This window comes from Streptomyces roseochromogenus subsp. oscitans DS 12.976, from assembly GCF_000497445.1.
Lineage (GTDB): Bacteria > Actinomycetota > Actinomycetes > Streptomycetales > Streptomycetaceae > Streptomyces > Streptomyces oscitans.
Window position 1 is genome coordinate 911081 of record NZ_CM002285.1, and the last position, 15729, is coordinate 926809.

Consider the following 15729-nt stretch of genomic DNA (forward strand, 5'->3'; position numbering starts at 1 on the left):
AGCTGCGGGCGGTCACCGCGATCCGGGGCGGACGGACCCTCCTGGACGGGGTCGACCTGACCGTCCCGGGCGGCACCACCCTGGCGGTCGTCGGCCGTTCCGGCGCAGGCAAGTCCCTGCTCGCACAGCTCGCCGGCCGGCTCACCGACCCCGACGCGGGCGAGGTCCTCCTCGACGGCGTCCGGCTGCGCGACCTCACCCACGCCGAACTGCGCCGCGCCGTGGCCTATGCCTTCGAGCGGCCCGCCCTGCCGGGCACGACCATCGAGGACACCATCGCCTTCGGGCACACGGCCGCCACACCGGCCGCCGTCCGCGCCGCCGCCCGGCGCGCCCACGCCGACGACTTCGTACGGCGCCTCCCCGCCGGCTACGCCACCCGCACCGCCGCCGCGCCCCGCTCCGGCGGCGAGTCCCAGCGCCTCGGCCTCGCCCGCGCCTTCGCCCACGGCGGCCGGCTGCTGATCCTCGACGACGCCCTGTCCAGCCTCGACACGGTCACGGAACACCGGATCACCGAGACCCTGCTGGCCGCCGACCCGGACCGCACCCGACTGCTGATCGCCCACCGCGCGACGACCGCGGCCCGCGCGGACCGGGTCGCCTGGCTGGACGCCGGCCGGGTCAGGGCGGTCGGCACACACCGGGAACTGTGGCGGGAGCCGGAGTACCGGGCGGTGTTCGGGGGTGACGCCGACGGCAGGCAGGAGCAGCAGATGGACGTAGGTGACGGGCGACGACGAACGCCGGACGACGACCGGAGCGGAGCGGCACGGGGAGACATGTACCCGACCGGGAGCGGGAGTTGACGGGCGTGCGCGGCTCGGGAATCCGTGCGCGCCAGGCCTGCCGGTTTCTGCGGGCGCGGTGGCGGGTTCTGGTCCGGCTCGGCGCGTGGTCCGTGCTGGAGGCGGGACAGACGTTCGTCGTCGGATACGCCCTCGCACGAGCCCTGGACGCCGGGTTCCTGGCCGGGAACGCGCGGACCGGACTGCTGTGGCTGGGGGCCGCGGGGCTCGCCGTGTGTGCCGGGGCGTACGGGACCGGGCGGGTGTACGTCGTGGTCGCCGCGCTGGTCGAACCGGCCCGGGACCGGCTGGTGACGGCGGTGGTCGCGCGCGGGGTGCGGGAGGCGGACGCGGGGGCGCTGTCCGGGCTGACCCAGCAGGTGGAGATCGCCCGGGACACGCTCGCCGGGGTGGTGATGGTGACCCGTTCGTTCCTGTTCACCGCCGCCGGCGCCCTGATCGGCCTGTGCTCACTGGCGCCGCTGCTGCTCACGGTCGTCCTGCCCCCGCTGCTCGCCGGGGTGGCCCTGTTCGCCGCGACGCTCAGGCCGCTGGCCCACCGGCAGGAGGCGTTCCTCACCGCCGACGAGGCGCTGGCCCAGGAACTGGGCGAGGTGCTCCCGGGTCTGCGGGACATCACCGCGTCCGGCGCCGAGAAGCGCGCGGCCGACGCCGTCGGCCGACGGACCGACGCGGAACTACGAGCCGCCCGCACCCTGGCCCACTGGAGCGCGGCCCGCGTGGCCGCGCTGGCGGTAGGCGGCGAACTACCGGCGGTCCTGCTCCTCCTCACCGCTCCCTGGCTGCTGGCCCACGACGTCACCCCGGGCGCCCTCGTCGGCGCCCTCGCCTACGTCACCCAGTCCCTGCTCCCGGCCCTGAACAACCTCATCCACGGCCTGGGCACCAGCGGCTCCCGCCTGACGGTGGTTCTCAACCGGCTCCTGGTCCAACCCCCTGAGGGGCGCGACCAGCCACGACAGACCGGCACCCGCCGTACGACCGCAGTCCCCCCTTCCTCATGCGCGCACGACGCACTCTCCGTAACGTCCGTCACCTTCGCCTACGGCCCCACCAGCGACCCCGTCCTCAAGGACCTCGACCTCACCCTCCCAGCAGGCGCGCACCTGGCCGTCGTAGGCCCGAGCGGCATCGGCAAGTCGACACTCACCAGCCTCATCACCGGCCTCCTCACCCCACAGCAAGGCACCATCCACGTGTACGACCGCCCCGTCCCGGCGCCGCAGGCAACCGTGCTGATTCCGCAGGAGGCCTACGTCCACACCGGCACCCTGGCCGAGAACCTGACCCTCTTCCGCAACGACCCCCTGCCGGAGCCCGAGTTGCTGGCAGCCGCCGACGCGGTCGGCCTGACCCCTCTGCTGACAAGGCTGGGCGGCCCCGACGCACCGGTGGATCCGGCGGAACTCTCCGCAGGGGAGCGGCAGTTGATCGCTCTGACCCGCGCCTACCTCTCCCCCGCCCCGCTGGCCCTGCTCGACGAGGCGACCTGCCATCTCGACCCGGAGGCCGAGGCACGCGCCGAGCGGGCGTTCGCGGCGCGTCCGGGCGGCACGCTGATCGTCGTAGCGCACCGGATCAGTTCCGCCCGCCGAGCCCACCGGATCCTCGTCATGGACGGCGCGCGCACCACCTGCGGCACCCACGACGAGCTGCTGCGGGCCTCGGCCCTGTACCGCGACCTGACCGGCCGCTGGACGCCCCGCCCGGCACCACTGTCCCGCTAGGCACAACCCCCTCTACACCCATCCCTCGCCCCGCGATATGCGAATCGCATCGACGCGGTTCCGCGCGCCGGTCTTGCGGGTGATCGACGCCATGTAGTTGCGGACGGTGCCGTAGGACAGGTGCAGGCTGCCGGCGATCTCCGCGATGGACGCGCCCGCGGCGGCCAGGGACAGCACGCTCAGCTCACGTCTGGTGAGCGGCATCTGGGCCGCCTTGAGGAACCCGAAGCCCAGCGAATCATCGACGAAACGTTCCCTCCGGGCGACGGACCGGATGGCGCGCACCAGCCGGTCCGGCGAGCCGGCCTTGTCGACGAAGCCGAGCGCGCCCGCCTCGGCGGCCCGCTTCAGCAGGCCCGGCCGGTTCGCCTGGGCCAGCACCACGAGCGCCGGCGGCCTGCCGCCGGTCCCGGGCGGACACAGATCGCCGAGCGGCGGCACCCCTTGGCCGTCGGCACAGTCGAGGTCCGCCGCGCACACGTCCGGACCGAACGACCGCACCCGGGCGGCGGCACCCCGCCACGGCGTGTCGTCCACATCCAGTGGCTGCTCCCCCCGCAGCCACTCCGCCAGAACCGATCGCACCAGACACGCGTCGTGCACCAGAAGCACCCGGATCATGCTCCGCCCCCCTCGGTTGGTCGTTCCCACACCCGTTCCTCGCCGTCGCCCCTGCCATCGCGGTCCGCGCCTTTCTCACCCCTCGCGGCCCGTCACGTTCCGCACCGTGTCTCCGGTGCGAAAAGCGCGTGCCCATTCTTGGGTGCCGATACCGTCTACGGGCGCGGAGATCCGGCCATCAGGGTGCGCGGGGGCGCACGCGAGGCGCTCGTACGCCGCCCGCGCCTCCGTTGCCCCGGCATGCGTGCGGGCGGGCGGGGTACGGAAGGCGACCCGCCAGGACGGGCCGTGTGCCCGGGCCGGGCGGCCGCTCGCCGTGCGCGGCGCGCTCCCGCGAGGGAATCTTGTCCCCAGGACGCGCGACACGGAGGAGGTGGTCGCCGTGTCCGACGGCCCGGGGCCGGCACCGGCGGCCGACAGGGCGTCCGCCGCCCTGCCGGTGCTGTCGGTTGCGCTGGTCTCGATGATGCAGGAGGTGCGGGCGCACTCGGGCGCGGTGTATCTGCTCAGACCCGAGGAGCGGGTCCTGGAGATGACGGTGCACGCGGGTATGCCCCGGGCGTTCGCGGCACCGTGGGAGCGGGTGGGGCTGAGCGCGCCGATCCCGGTGGCCGACGCGGCGCGCGAGCGGCGGCTGGTGTGGGTGGGCGGCGAGGAGGCGATGGCCCGCCGCTATCCGCGTATCGCGGTGGTGCTGCCGTACCCGTTCGCGCTGGCCGCGCTGCCCGTGGCGACGGAGCGGCAGGTGTACGGCGCGGTCTTCGTGACCTGGCCCGGCGCGCATCCGCCGGAGCTGTCCGACGGGGAGCGCGACCAGTTGTGGGCGGCCTGCGACCGGCTGGCGCTGCGGCTTGAACGGGCCGCGCAGGAGGACCGGCCGCTCGCCCTCGACACGGCCGAGGTGGTGGCGACCCCGGTGGCGGGCGTGGCCGACACGCTGGGCTCGGTGGAGGCGGCGCGGATGGTGTCCCGGCTGCCGTACGGGCTGGTGTCGATGGATCTGCACGGCCGGATCGCGTTCGTCAACGCGGCCGCCGCCGAGCTGCTCGGCCGGCCGGCCGGGGAGCTGCTCGGCACGCTGCCCTGGGTGTCGGTGCCCTGGCTGAACGACCCGATGTACGAGGACCGTTACCGGGGAGCGCTGCTCAGCCAGCAGGTGACGTCGTTCGTGGCGCTGCGCCCGCCGAGCGAGTGGCTGTCGTTCCGGATGTATCCGAGCACGACCGGGCTGAGCATGCGGATCACCCGGGCGCGGGCGGTGGCGGAGATCGCGCGCGGGGCGCCGCAGGCCGGCGCGTCCCCGTCCCGGCTGGTGACGATCTCGCAGGTGCTGGGCCTCGCGGCCGCGCTGACCGAGGCGGCCGGGGTGCAGGACGTGGTGCAGCTGGTCTGGGACGAGGTGGCCGCGGCGGTCGGCAGCCAGGCGATGGTGATCCTCGGCACGCAGGGCGGTCGGCTGCACGTGCTGGGGCATCGCGGGTACCCGGATCCGCACACCGTGGAGCGGTTCCACGGGCTTCCGCTGAGCGAGCGGACGCCGGGCACCCATGCGCTGAACAGCGGGGTGCCGGCGTTCTTCGACTCCCAGGAGGAGCTGGAGCGGCTGTATCCGGGGCGGCACGCGACCCCGGACGGCTTCGCGGCCTGGGCGTATCTGCCGCTGATCGCGTCCGGGCGGCCGGTGGGCACCTGTGTGCTGGCCTACGCCGAGCCGCATATGTTCCCGGCCGACGAGCGGGCGGTACTGACGTCCCTGGGCGGGCTGATCGCGCAGGCTCTGGAGCGGGCCCAGCTCTACGACGCCAAGCACCGGCTCGCACACGGCCTCCAGCAGGCCCTGCTGCCGAACTCGCTGGCCCCGCCGCCCGGCATCGAGGCGGCCGCCCGCTATCTGCCGGCCACCCATGGCATGGACATCGGCGGCGACTTCTACGACCTGGTGCCGAGCCTGCCGCTGACGGCGGCCGTGATCGGGGACGTCCAGGGGCACAACGTGACCGCGGCGGGTCTGATGGGGCAGATCCGCACCGGCGTCCGGGCGTACACCACGGTCGGGCAGGCCCCGCACGAGGTCATGAGCAGCACCAACCGGCTGCTCATCGACCTCGGCACGGAGCTGTTCGCCAGTTGTCTGTATCTGCGGCTGGACCCGGCGCGCGGGCAGGCCGTCATGGCGCGGGCGGGGCATCCGCCGCCGCTGCTGAGACGGCCGGACGGACGGGTCCGGGTGCTGGACCTGGCGGGCGGCCCGCTGCTCGGGATCGACACGGCCGCGGTGTATCCGACGACCGAGGTGTCCCTCACGCCCGGATCGGTGCTCGTCCTGTACACCGACGGTCTGGTGGAGGCCCCGGGCATCGACATCGAGGATTCACTGGTGGGCCTCGGCGGGCTGCTGTCGGAGATCGGCGATCAGCCGCTGGACCAGCTCGCGGACGAGCTGGTCCAGCACAGCGCGGCGGCCCGGGACCGGATGGACGACGTGGCGGTACTGCTGCTGCGCGCATGCGACCGCACCTGAGGCGGTCCGGCCCTCCCGCCGGAAGGCCGGACCGTTCCCCGTCAGCCGGAACCGCGGGTGAGGCCGACGGAGAGATGGGGAGCGACCAGCCACGACGGCGCCGCAGACGAAAGGCGGCCTGATCGCTGATCGCGGGCCCCACCCATGGCCGCACTCCGAGCCAGCGGAGCGCTCAGCGCTCAGCTCGTGCTGGTCAGAGACGACCCGTTGTTCGCGGAGCCGGCGCCGGACGGGTCGCTCCCGCTGCCGGACTGGTCGCCGGAGCCGGAGCCGGTGCCGGACGGATCGGTGGCCGAGTCGGACGGGGCGGCGGAACCCGACTGGTCGCCCGCGCCGCCGATCTGCTCGCCGCCTGCGCCGGACGGGTCGCTGGCCGAGGCCGACGGGGCGGCGGAACCCGACTGGTCGCCCCCGCCGCTGCCCGCGTTGCCGCCGTTACCGCCGTTACCGCCGTTACCGCCGTTACCAAGGGTCGCGCCCGTGGCCTGCAGGGCGGCGGTGACCGGCTGGAAGAAGGTCTCGCCGCCACTGGTGCAGTCGCCGCTGCCGCCGGAGGTGAGGCCGACGGCGCTGCCGTCCTGGGTGAACAGGGAGCCGCCGCTGTCGCCGGCCTCGGCGCAGACGTTGGTCTGGATGAGGCCGTTGACGGTGTCGGTGCCGCCCGGGACGGTCTCGCTCGCGAAGTTCACAGTGGCGTCGAGGCCGGTGACCTGGCCGTTGTGCAGCCCGGTGGTCGAGCCCATGCGGAACACGGTCTCGCCGACGGTGGCGTCGGCGGCCTTGGTGATCTGCACGGTCTGGCCGTTGCCGGCGTTGACCTCGCTGGGCGCCTGGGTGGTCTTGTCGTTGTACTTGACGAGCGAGAAGTCGTTGCCGGGGAACTTGGCCTGGTCCACGGTGGCGATGGGCTGCCCGTTCTGCGAGTCGGACCAGTCCTTGGCGGCGACTCCGCAGTGACCGGCCGTCAGAAAGGCGGGGCTGCCGTCGGAGGCGGTGACGTTGAACCCGAGGGAGCAGCGCACGCCGCCCTGCTGGGTCTGGGAGAAGATGGCGTCGCCGCCGGAGACGAAGGTCTTGAAGGTGCCGGCGGACTTCGTCAGCGTCGCCATGCCGGAGCCGAGGCCCTGCACGGTCGACTGCAGTCTGTCCCACTTGGCGCCGGTGACGGTGGAGTCGGCGGTGACGAGGACCTTGTCGGTGCGCGGGTCCACGGCCCACGAGGTGCCGGGGATCGTCGCCTTGGTCTTCAGCGTGCCGGCGGCGGCCTTGAGCTCCCGGATGCTGTTCTTCACCTGGCGCACGACCGCGCCCGCGTTCTTCACCTGGGCGATCGCGTTGTTGTCGCCGCTGACCGCGTTGACAACCAGTTGCTGCTTGCCGCTGTCGTAGTACGACCCGGCGAAGGCGTCACCGAGGATCTTCTGGACCTGCGCGGCGAGGCCGGACGCCTGGCCGGCCTTCAGGGTCTTCGCGGTGTCGCCGGCCGCCGACGCCGCGTTCTGATCGTTCTTGTCCTGCGAGGCGTTGGCGTTCGGCAGCAGGAGGGCCGCCGCTCCGAGCGCCGCGACACCGCCCACCGCTATCGCGGCTTTGCGCTTGGGCATTCGCTTGTGACTCAAACTTCTCGACCTCCTGGGACGGGGGGTCTGCCACTGACGGGCAGCTCGTATCGGGGCGCCTGGATGGCCGTACGTACGCACCCGCCGCGCGGTGTGTTCAATTCCGTTTCCCAACGGCCGTGCCGGGCGGGCGAATCGGCCACGCCGCGCGTGTCGCGCGGGGCGGCCGGGAACAATCGCCCATATGATGATGACCCCCGTGGAAGCCGACAAGATCCTCATCGCACACTTCGCGCCCTGGGTGCTCGATCTCGGGCTGACCGTCGAGGCGGTGGGCGAGGACCGGGCCGTGCTGCGTCTGCCCTGGTCGGAGCGGCTGGCCCGGGAGGGCGGTGGGTTGTCGGGGCAGGCGCTGATGGCGGCCGCCGACACGGCGACGGTGATCGCGGTGTCCGCCGCGCGCGGCGGCTTCGTGCCGATGACGACGGTTCAGCAGTCGACGTCGTTCCAGCGGGCAGTGACCGGTTCGGATGTCCGGATCGAAGCGGTCCTGACGAAGCTGGGCCGGCGGATGGCGTTCGCGGACATCACGCTGAGCGACGCCGGCTCGGGGGCGCTCGCGGCCCGGGCGAGCACGGTGTACGCGATTCTGGGCTGACACGATCCGCTACCGATCAGTTACGGTCCGTTCCGAGCGAGATGCGGAATCCCTCCTTCAGGGAATCTGCACATTGAATACTCAATCAAGTCACTGGCGGCCAGGGATCTGCACATCCGTGCGCCCCCGGGTACGCCTTTGGCGAGGAGTGCCGGATTCGCCGTGCCGCGGGCAAGGGACCGGACGCACCGATGCCGTGCCGCATGTGAAGGAGTCGCCGACATGGCGTGCGCACGCCTGCACGGATGAACCCTTGCGTGACTCAAGTGCCCTGGTGAGAGCCCTGGTTGATTGGAAGCCCGCCCCGCCTGCGTGCTTTGATCCATCGCACCGCGGGGGTCGCGGCGGGCTCCCGGTGACGGGGGCTCGGCGCCCGCGGTCGGCGGCCGTCCGTCTGTCCCCAGAGGGGGCCGCTCCCCCCTTGTGAAATATCCATTAGGAAGGGAAGTTCCACCATGAACTCCACCCCCCAGGTTGAGACCGTCGAGATCTCGGACGCCGAGCTGGACAACGTTTCCGGCGGTCTGTCCCTGAACGCCCTCAACACCGTGACCGGTGCCGTCAACGGCGTCGCCCCGGTTTCCGGCCTGGCCAACACCGCCATCGGCACCGTCGAGGGTGTCACCGGCCTGAACGTCGCCCCCGTCACCAGCCTGGTCGCCGGTCTCTGATCGCACCTCGTTGCATCGGAAAGTCCCGGAGCCGTCCTGCGGCTCCGGGGCTCTCGGGTGCCCTGAAACACCAGCGTCTCTCCCACAGGTGAGGGAAGTCCCGTGCAGTTCCGCCAACAGGCCCTCGCCAAGCTCCAGTCACCGGAAGAGCTCGACCTCCCGGTGCGGCTGGCCCGCCCCCAGGGCTGGCTCGCCCTCGGTGTCACCGTCGTCGTGATGGCGGCGGCCTCCGTCTGGGCGGTGACCGGTTCGGTCACGTCCACGGTGGGCGCACCGGCCATCCTCACGCACGGGCAGGGCAGCTATCTGCTGCAGAGCCCGGTGTCCGGCCAGGTCACGGCCGTCCTCGCGAAACAGGGCGAACAGCTCCCCGCCGGCGCCGCCGTGCTCAAGGTCCGTACGGCTCAGGGCGATGCGGTGGTCCGCACGGTCGCCGCGGGCCGGGTCACGGCGCTCGCCGCCACCATCGGGCAGATCATCCAGACCGGCACCAACGTCGCCGCCGTGGAGAAGGTCGCCCATGCCTCCGATCCGCTGTACGCGACCGTGTACGTGCCCGCCGAGAACGCCGCCGACATCCCGGCGCACGCCTCCGTGGACCTCACTGTCTCCTCGGTGCCGACGCAGACGTACGGCGTGCTGCGCGGCCAGGTGAAGTCGGTGGACCGCACCGCGCAGTCCGCCCAGTCGATCTCCGCGTTCCTCGGCGACAGCCAGCTCGGCCAGCAGTTCACCAGCAAGGGCCGCCCGGTGGCCGTACTGGTCGCCCTCGACACGTCGGCGAGCACGCAGAGCGGGTACCGCTGGTCCACCACGGACGGGCCGCCGTTCCGGCTCGACTCCATGACCCTCGCCTCCGGTTCGATCAAGCTGGCCGACCAGCATCCCGTCGATTGGCTGCTCCCGTGACCACCACGCAGGAACGCGGCCGCAGACGCGCCGCCCCCGCCAAGCGGCCGGTCCCCAAGCCCCGTGGCGGCACGGTCCGTACGCCCACCGTGCTGCAGATGGAGGCCGTCGAGTGCGGCGCCGCCTCCCTCGCCATGGTCCTCGGCCACTACGGCCGGCACATCCCACTGGAGGAGCTGCGGATCGCCTGCGGTGTCTCCCGCGACGGCTCGCGCGCCTCCAACCTGCTGAAAGCGGCGCGCAGTTACGGCCTGACCGCCAAGGGCATGCAGATGGATCTGGCCGCCCTCGCCGAGGTGCGGGCACCGGCCATCCTCTTCTGGGAGTTCAATCACTACGTCGTCTTCGACGGCATGGGCCGCCGCTTCGGCCGGCGGGGCGTGTTCATCAACGACCCCGCCAAGGGCCGCCGGTTCGTGCCGATGGAGGAGTTCGACGGCAGCTTCACCGGCGTGGTGCTCGTGCTGGAGCCGGGCGACGGCTTCACCAAGGGCGGCCGCAAGCCGGGCGTGCTCGGTGCGATGCCGGCCCGGCTGCGCGGCACCGCCGGCACCCTGCCCGCCGCCGTCCTGGCCAGCCTGCTGCTGGTCGCGGTCGGCGCGGCCGTGCCCGCACTGAGCCGCACCTACATCGACAAGTTCCTCATCGGCGGCCAGACCTCCCTGCTGGGCGTGCTGTTCGCCTCGATGGGCACCTGCGTCCTGCTCACCCTGGTGCTGACCTGGCTGCAGCAGGCCAACCTGCTGCACGGCCGGATCATCTCCTCCACCCTCTCCAGCGCCCGCTTCCTGCGCCATCTGCTGCGGCTGCCGGTGACGTTCTTCGCCCAGCGCTCCCCCGCCGACCTGGTGCAGCGGCTGCAGTCCAACGACCAGGTCGCCGAGACCCTGGCCCGCGACCTCGCAGCGGCGGGTGTGGACGCGATCGTCGTCGTGCTGTACGCCGTGCTGCTCTACACCTACGACCCGCAGCTGACGTTCGTCGGCATCGGCGTGGCCCTGCTCAACGTGGTCGCCATGCGGCTGGTCGTCCGGCTGCGCGCGACCCGTACGGCCAAGCTGCGCGCGGACACGGCACGGCTGACCAACACCTCGTACACCGGTCTGCAGCTGATCGAGACGATGAAGGCGACCGGCGGTGAGGACGGCTACTTCCGCAAGTGGGCCGGACAGCACGCCACCACGCTCGAAGAGCAGCAGCGGCTCGGGGTGCCGAGCGCCTGGCTGGGTGTGGTCGCGCCGACGCTCGCCACGTTCAACAGCGCTCTGATCCTGTGGATCGGCGGACTGCGCGCGGTCGAGGGCCATATCTCGGTGGGTCTGCTGGTCGCCTTCCAGGCGCTGGTCACCCGGTTCACCGCGCCGCTGACCCGGCTGAACGGCGTGGCGGGTCGCATCCAGGACTTCGCGGCCGACGTGGCCCGGCTGAAGGACGTGGAGAACTTCCAGGCCGACCCGCTCTACGCCCGTCGCGGCGGCGCCGACTCCACGCGCCGGCTGCAGGGGCACGTCGAGCTGGAGAACGTCACCTTCGGCTACAGCCCGCTGGACAAGCCGCTGCTGAGCGGCTTCGACCTGACCGTGGGACCGGGGCAGCAGGTGGCGCTGGTGGGCGGCTCCGGCAGCGGCAAGTCGACGGTGTCCCGGCTGATCTCGGGCCTGTACGCGCCGTGGGACGGGGTGATCCGCATCGACGGCCGCCGCCTGGAGGACATTCCGCGCGGCGCGCTCGCCGCCTCCGTCTCCTTCGTCGACCAGGACGTGTTCCTCTTCGAGGGCTCGGTCCGCGACAACGTGGCGCTGTGGGACCCGTCGATCCCGGACGAGGCCGTGGTGGACGCGCTGAAGGACGCGGCCCTGTACGACGTGGTGATGCGCCGCCCCGGCGGCATCCACAGCAAGGTCGAGCAGGACGGCCACAACTTCTCCGGCGGCCAGCGGCAACGGCTCGAAATCGCCCGGGCCCTGGTCCGACGGCCGAGCATTCTCGTCCTGGACGAGGTGACCAGCGCGCTGGACGCGGAGACCGAGCTGGTCGTGATGGACAACCTGCGCCGGCGCGGCTGCGCCTGTGTGGTGATCGCGCACCGGCTGAGCACGGTCCGCGACAGCGACGAGATCGTGGTGCTGCAGCACGGCACGGTCGTGGAACGCGGGCGGCACGAGGAGCTGGTGGCGCACGGTGGTGCGTACGCCGCGCTGGTCAGGGAGCGATGAGATGACGACCGTTCAGGAGGGATACGAAGGCGACCTCGTGCTCGGCGCGCTGGGGTCCCTGGGCACCCGGATCGACTGCGCCGGTTTCAACCGCCTGGACCTGGAAAGCCCGCAGGTGCTGTGGCTGGTCGCGGCCGGCGCGCTGGACCTGTTCGCGGTGGACGCCGTCCAGCAGGGCCACTGGCACCACCTGGGCCGGCTGGAGGCGGGCGCACTGCTGCTCGGCCCGGTCGCCGGACCCCAGCACACCCTGGTGGCCCGCCCGGTCCGGGACTGCGTGGTGCACCGCGTCAGCCTGCGCGAGCTGTACCAGCCCGCGAACACCGAGACCTGGTCGTACGACGAGTACGGCAACCCCCAGTACGTACCGCCCGCCACCAGCCCGCTGGAGTACGCGGTCGCGCTCGGCGTCGGCCGTGGCCTGTCCGTCCTGTTCCAGGCGCCGATGGCGGAGGAGCGGGCCACCGCGCCGACCGACGACGACGTGTTCTGGATGCAGGTGCCGCCGGGCAGCGTGCAGTACGGCGCGCTGTACGGCGCGGAGGCCGCCGCCGATCTGCTGATGGACCCGGCGCTGTGGCAGTCCATGGTCGACCAGCAGTACCGGCTGCTGACCGCGCTGGACCGGTGGATCGAGCAGCTGGAGCGCACCCACGAGACCCGCACGGCCGCCGGGATCAAGGCCGGTGAGGCGGTGCGTGCCCAGGCCGACCAGACACTGCTGGCCTCCATCGGCAAGCGCTCGGCCCGCCGGACGACGGCCGCCGACGCCGACGCCGGCTACGCGGCCTGCAAGCTGGTCGCCGAGGCGGCCGGGATCACCCTGGCGGAGCCCGCGCAGAGCGGCACCGAGAGCGAACGCCTCGACCCGGTCGAGCGCGTGGCGCTCGCCTCCCGGGTGCGCGCCCGGGCCGTACGGCTGCAGGGGCGCTGGTGGCGGGAGAACGTCGGCCCGCTGGTCGGGCACCGGGCGCTGTCCGGGGCGCCGGTCGCGCTGCTGTGGCGGCGCGGCGGCTATATGGCCGTCCATCCGGGCACCGGACGCGAGACGCCGATCGAGAAGGCGAACGCGGAGGAGTTCGAGCCGCGCGCGGTGATGTTCTACCGGCCGCTGCCCGACAAGGCGCTGACGCCGTTCGGCCTGCTGCGGTTCAGTCTCCAGGGCACCCGCGGTGACCTGGTCGGTCTGCTGCTCGCGGGCCTGGTGACGGTGGCGATCGGCGCGCTGGTGCCGGTCGCGACGGGCAAGGTGCTCGGCGAGTACGTGCCGACGGCGCAGGAGGGCCTGATCGTCCAGGTGTGCCTGGCGGTGATGGTGAGCGGGGTGGTGGCGGCGGCGTTCACGCTGCTGGAGAACCTGTCCATCCTGCGCCTGGAGGGCCGGATCGAGGCCGCGCTGCAGCCCGCCGTGTGGGACCGGCTGCTCAGGCTGCCGACCCGGTTCTTCACCCAGCGCTCCACGGGTGAGCTGGCCAGTGCCGCCATGGGCATCAGCGCGATACGCCGGCTGCTGGCGGGCGTCGGCCCGGTGGTCGCGCAGTCCGTGACGGTCGGCGCGATGAACCTGGGCCTGCTGTTCTGGTACAGCCCGGCGATGGCCATGGCCGCGGTCGGCATGCTCGTCGTCATCGCGGCCGTGTTCCTCGGGCTGGGACTGTGGCAGGTGCGCTGGCAGCGGAAGCTGACGGTGCTCGGCAACAAGCTGAACAACCAGGCCTTCCAGACCCTGCGCGGCCTGCCGAAGCTGCGGGTGGCGGCGGCCGAGAACTACGCCTACGCGGCCTGGGCGCGGGAGTTCGCGCGCAGCCGTGAGCTGCAGCAGAAGGTCGGCCGGATCAAGAACCTCACCACGGTGCTCGGCGGGATCTATCTGCCGGTGTGCACGCTGCTGATGTTCATGCTGCTCGCGGGCCCGGCGAAGGGCGCGATGTCGGCGGCGGACTTCCTCACCTTCAACACCTCGGTGACGATGGTGCTGACCTCGGTCACCCAGCTGACCGGCTCCTTCGTCTCCGCGGTGGCCGCGCTGCCGCTGTTCGAGGAGATCAAGCCGGTCTTCGAGGCGACGCCCGAGGTGCGGGAGGCGAGCACGCGGCCGGGCCCGCTGTCGGGTGCGCTGGAGACCCGCCGGCTCTCCTTCCGGTACGCCGACGACGGTCCGCTCGTCCTGGACGACGTGTCCTTCGCCGTACGGCCCGGTGAGTTCGTGGCGGTCGTCGGCCCGAGCGGCTGCGGCAAGTCCACGCTGCTCAGGTTGCTCATCGGCTTCGACAAGCCGGTCTCGGGCAGTGTCCTGTACGACGGCCAGGACCTCGCGGCACTCGACCAGTCGGCCGTGCGCCGCCAGTGCGGGGTCGTGCTTCAGCACGCCCAGCCGTTCACCGGCTCCATCCTGGACGTCATCTGCGGCACCGAGCCGTACACGCCGGAGGAGGCGATGGCGGCGGCCGAGATGGCGGGGCTCGCGGAGGACATCAAGCGGATGCCGATGGGGCTGCACACCATCGTGGCGGGCAACGGCGCGATCTCCGGCGGTCAGCGGCAGCGCCTGATGATCGCCCAGGCCCTGATCCGGCGCCCGCGCATCCTGTTCTTCGACGAGGCCACCAGTGCCCTGGACAACGACACCCAGCGCATCGTCATCGAGAGCACCCGCAAGCTGAACGCCACCCGCGTCGTCATCGCGCACCGCCTGTCGACGGTCCTGGACGCCGACCGGGTGATCGTGATGGAGGACGGCAAGGTCGTCCAGCACGGCACGCCGGCCGAGCTGCTCGCCGACACCACGGGCCGCCTGCACGAGCTGGTGCGCCGCCAGCTGACGTAGTCTCCGCCGGGAGCGCTCAGTACTTCCCGCGGCGCTGCTTCTGTGTCCGGCCGCCTCGGTCGTGGTGGACCGGCATCCAGTGGTGCTCTGTGAACCAGCGGCCGAACAGGGCACCGCCGTAGATGACGAAGCCGACGCCGATGAGCCAGGACTCCACCACGAGAACGGTGCCGACCGCGCCGTAGCTGAGCGCGTTGGTGACGATGAGCGGGGTGAAGACGAGGTAGGAGAAGGCGCGCAGGCCGGCCAGGCCGACGACGGTGGCGAGGGCGCCCGGCAGCAGGGCGCGCCAGCGGACCTGGCCGCCCAGCAGGAAGCGCTGCCCCCACCAGAAGAAGACGATGCCGCTCACCGTGGACAGCGCGATCCGCTGTGCCCCGTGCAGCGCGGCCTTGGTCGCCACCTCCTGGTAGAGGTAGCCGGTGAGCACCACCAGCCAGGTCGCCTGCCGCCAGACCCGGTGCCAGGGGCCGGGAGCCAGGCTCCAGATCCGTTCGTAGGCGTTCTGCACGCTGCCGGCGAAGGACACCCCGAAGACGGCCAGCAGGACGGCACCCCAGACGCTGGTGGTGCCGATGACGCTGCGCGGCGGGCTGATGACATCGGTGATCACGTGCGCGGACCGCCCGGACAGCCCCATGCCGTCGGTGAGCCAGGAGGCGAAACCGCCCCGCACCAGCGGATCGGCGGCGGCGACCACGATCAGCAGCGGAGCGAGCATCACCAGTGCCAGGGTGGCGAACCCCATGGCCCGGTGCATCAGTTCCAGCTCACGGCCGTGTTCGAGCAGGGCCCCGGCCCTGAGCCACTCCCAAGCGCGGTGCAGGCCGCGCCGCCACCGCCTCACGGCTCCTCCCGTGCTCACCGCCACACGCTCTCCTGAGCCGATTCATCCACCCCGGCGGGCTCCGGGCAACTCGCACCGGTGCCGCGCCGGGGCGACACGGCGGCGGAGTGAGGGGGTTTGCGGGCCGTGCGGACCGGAGAATCGGAAGCCGTGCGTACTCCTGCCGAGGTGCCCTCCCCGCCGCCGGCCCCGCCGGGCGGCCGGCGGCGGCCGCTGATCCTCAGCGCGAGCATGGGGGCCGGTCATGACACCGTGGCCGCCGAACTGGCCCGCCGGGCGGCGGCGCACGGACACGAGCCGCGGGTGGCCGACGTCCTCGGGCTGCTGCCGTACGGCCTCGGCCGCGGACTGCGCCGCTCCTACC

The 15729-nt window shown here is 72.5% G+C and carries 11 protein-coding genes and 1 pseudogene; 9 read left to right on the forward strand and 3 right to left on the reverse strand.

Annotation, left to right across the window (positions count from 1 at the left end):
* Together M878_RS54200 and M878_RS54205 are read left to right on the forward strand one after the other, a co-directional pair.
* A partial coding sequence (locus M878_RS54200) for an ATP-binding cassette domain-containing protein (protein ID WP_023544856.1) occupies positions 1–809 on the forward strand: 809 nt, incomplete at its 5' end.
* 5 nt (positions 810–814) lie between these two features.
* A complete protein-coding gene (locus M878_RS54205; RefSeq protein WP_023544857.1) occupies positions 815–2536 on the forward strand; it encodes an ATP-binding cassette domain-containing protein in 1722 nt (573 codons plus the stop codon).
* A 12-nt stretch (positions 2537–2548) separates the two neighbouring features.
* On the opposite strand, the gene M878_RS54210 is transcribed toward M878_RS54205, so the two are convergent.
* Positions 2549–3157: a response regulator transcription factor gene (locus M878_RS54210; RefSeq protein WP_023544858.1), complete on the reverse strand. Its 609-nt coding sequence runs from the start codon at positions 3155–3157 to the stop codon at positions 2549–2551.
* A 373-nt stretch (positions 3158–3530) separates the two neighbouring features.
* Here M878_RS54210 and M878_RS54215 point away from each other — a divergent pair, with 373 nt between their 5' ends.
* Positions 3531–5678: a SpoIIE family protein phosphatase gene (locus tag M878_RS54215; RefSeq protein ID WP_023544859.1), complete on the forward strand. Its 2148-nt coding sequence runs from the start codon at positions 3531–3533 to the stop codon at positions 5676–5678.
* 179 nt (positions 5679–5857) lie between these two features.
* Here the strand turns inward: M878_RS54215 and M878_RS54220 are convergent, their stop codons facing one another.
* Positions 5858–7297, reverse strand: a complete 1440-nt coding sequence (locus tag M878_RS54220; protein WP_245238026.1) for a S1 family peptidase — start codon at positions 7295–7297, stop codon at positions 5858–5860.
* Between the two features lie 184 nt (positions 7298–7481).
* On the opposite strand from M878_RS54220, the gene M878_RS54225 reads away from it, so the two are divergent.
* The 5 genes from M878_RS54225 (at position 7482) to M878_RS54245 (ending at position 14518) form a co-directional block, all read left to right on the forward strand.
* Positions 7482–7895 carry a PaaI family thioesterase gene (locus tag M878_RS54225; protein ID WP_023544861.1) on the forward strand — a complete coding sequence of 138 codons (414 nt, stop codon included), beginning with the start codon at positions 7482–7484 and terminating at the stop codon, positions 7893–7895.
* A gap of 455 nt (positions 7896–8350) precedes the next feature.
* A complete protein-coding gene (locus tag M878_RS54230) occupies positions 8351–8566 on the forward strand; it encodes a hypothetical protein (RefSeq protein ID WP_023544862.1) in 216 nt (71 codons plus the stop codon).
* 102 nt (positions 8567–8668) lie between these two features.
* Positions 8669–9475, forward strand: coding sequence for an HlyD family efflux transporter periplasmic adaptor subunit (locus M878_RS54235; protein ID WP_023544863.1), 807 nt, complete (start codon positions 8669–8671; stop codon positions 9473–9475).
* Positions 9472–11691 (forward strand): NHLP family bacteriocin export ABC transporter peptidase/permease/ATPase subunit, encoded by a 2220-nt coding sequence (locus M878_RS54240; RefSeq protein WP_023544864.1) that lies wholly within the window; start codon positions 9472–9474, stop codon positions 11689–11691. Before M878_RS54235 ends, M878_RS54240 begins: the two co-directional genes overlap by 4 nt.
* Before the next feature lies 1 nt (position 11692).
* A complete protein-coding gene (locus M878_RS54245; protein WP_023544865.1) occupies positions 11693–14518 on the forward strand; it encodes an NHLP bacteriocin export ABC transporter permease/ATPase subunit in 2826 nt (941 codons plus the stop codon).
* A 16-nt stretch (positions 14519–14534) separates the two neighbouring features.
* On the opposite strand, the gene M878_RS54250 is transcribed toward M878_RS54245, so the two are convergent.
* A complete protein-coding gene (locus tag M878_RS54250) occupies positions 14535–15383 on the reverse strand; it encodes a ribonuclease BN (protein ID WP_425347888.1) in 849 nt (282 codons plus the stop codon).
* Between the two features lie 132 nt (positions 15384–15515).
* On the opposite strand from M878_RS54250, the pseudogene M878_RS46975 reads away from it, so the two are divergent.
* Positions 15516–15729: pseudogene (locus tag M878_RS46975) on the forward strand (MGDG synthase family glycosyltransferase); the annotation flags it as partial.

Excerpts from the sequence above, each read along its gene's own strand:
- M878_RS54210 (WP_023544858.1), bottom strand. The coding sequence starts at position 3,157 with ATGATCCGGGTGCTTCTGGTGCACGACGCGTGTCTGGTGCGATCGGTT.
- M878_RS54225 (WP_023544861.1), top strand. The coding sequence starts at position 7,482 with ATGATGATGACCCCCGTGGAAGCCGACAAGATCCTCATCGCACACTTC.
- M878_RS54230 (WP_023544862.1), top strand. The coding sequence starts at position 8,351 with ATGAACTCCACCCCCCAGGTTGAGACCGTCGAGATCTCGGACGCCGAG.
- M878_RS54245 (WP_023544865.1), top strand. The coding sequence starts at position 11,693 with ATGACGACCGTTCAGGAGGGATACGAAGGCGACCTCGTGCTCGGCGCG.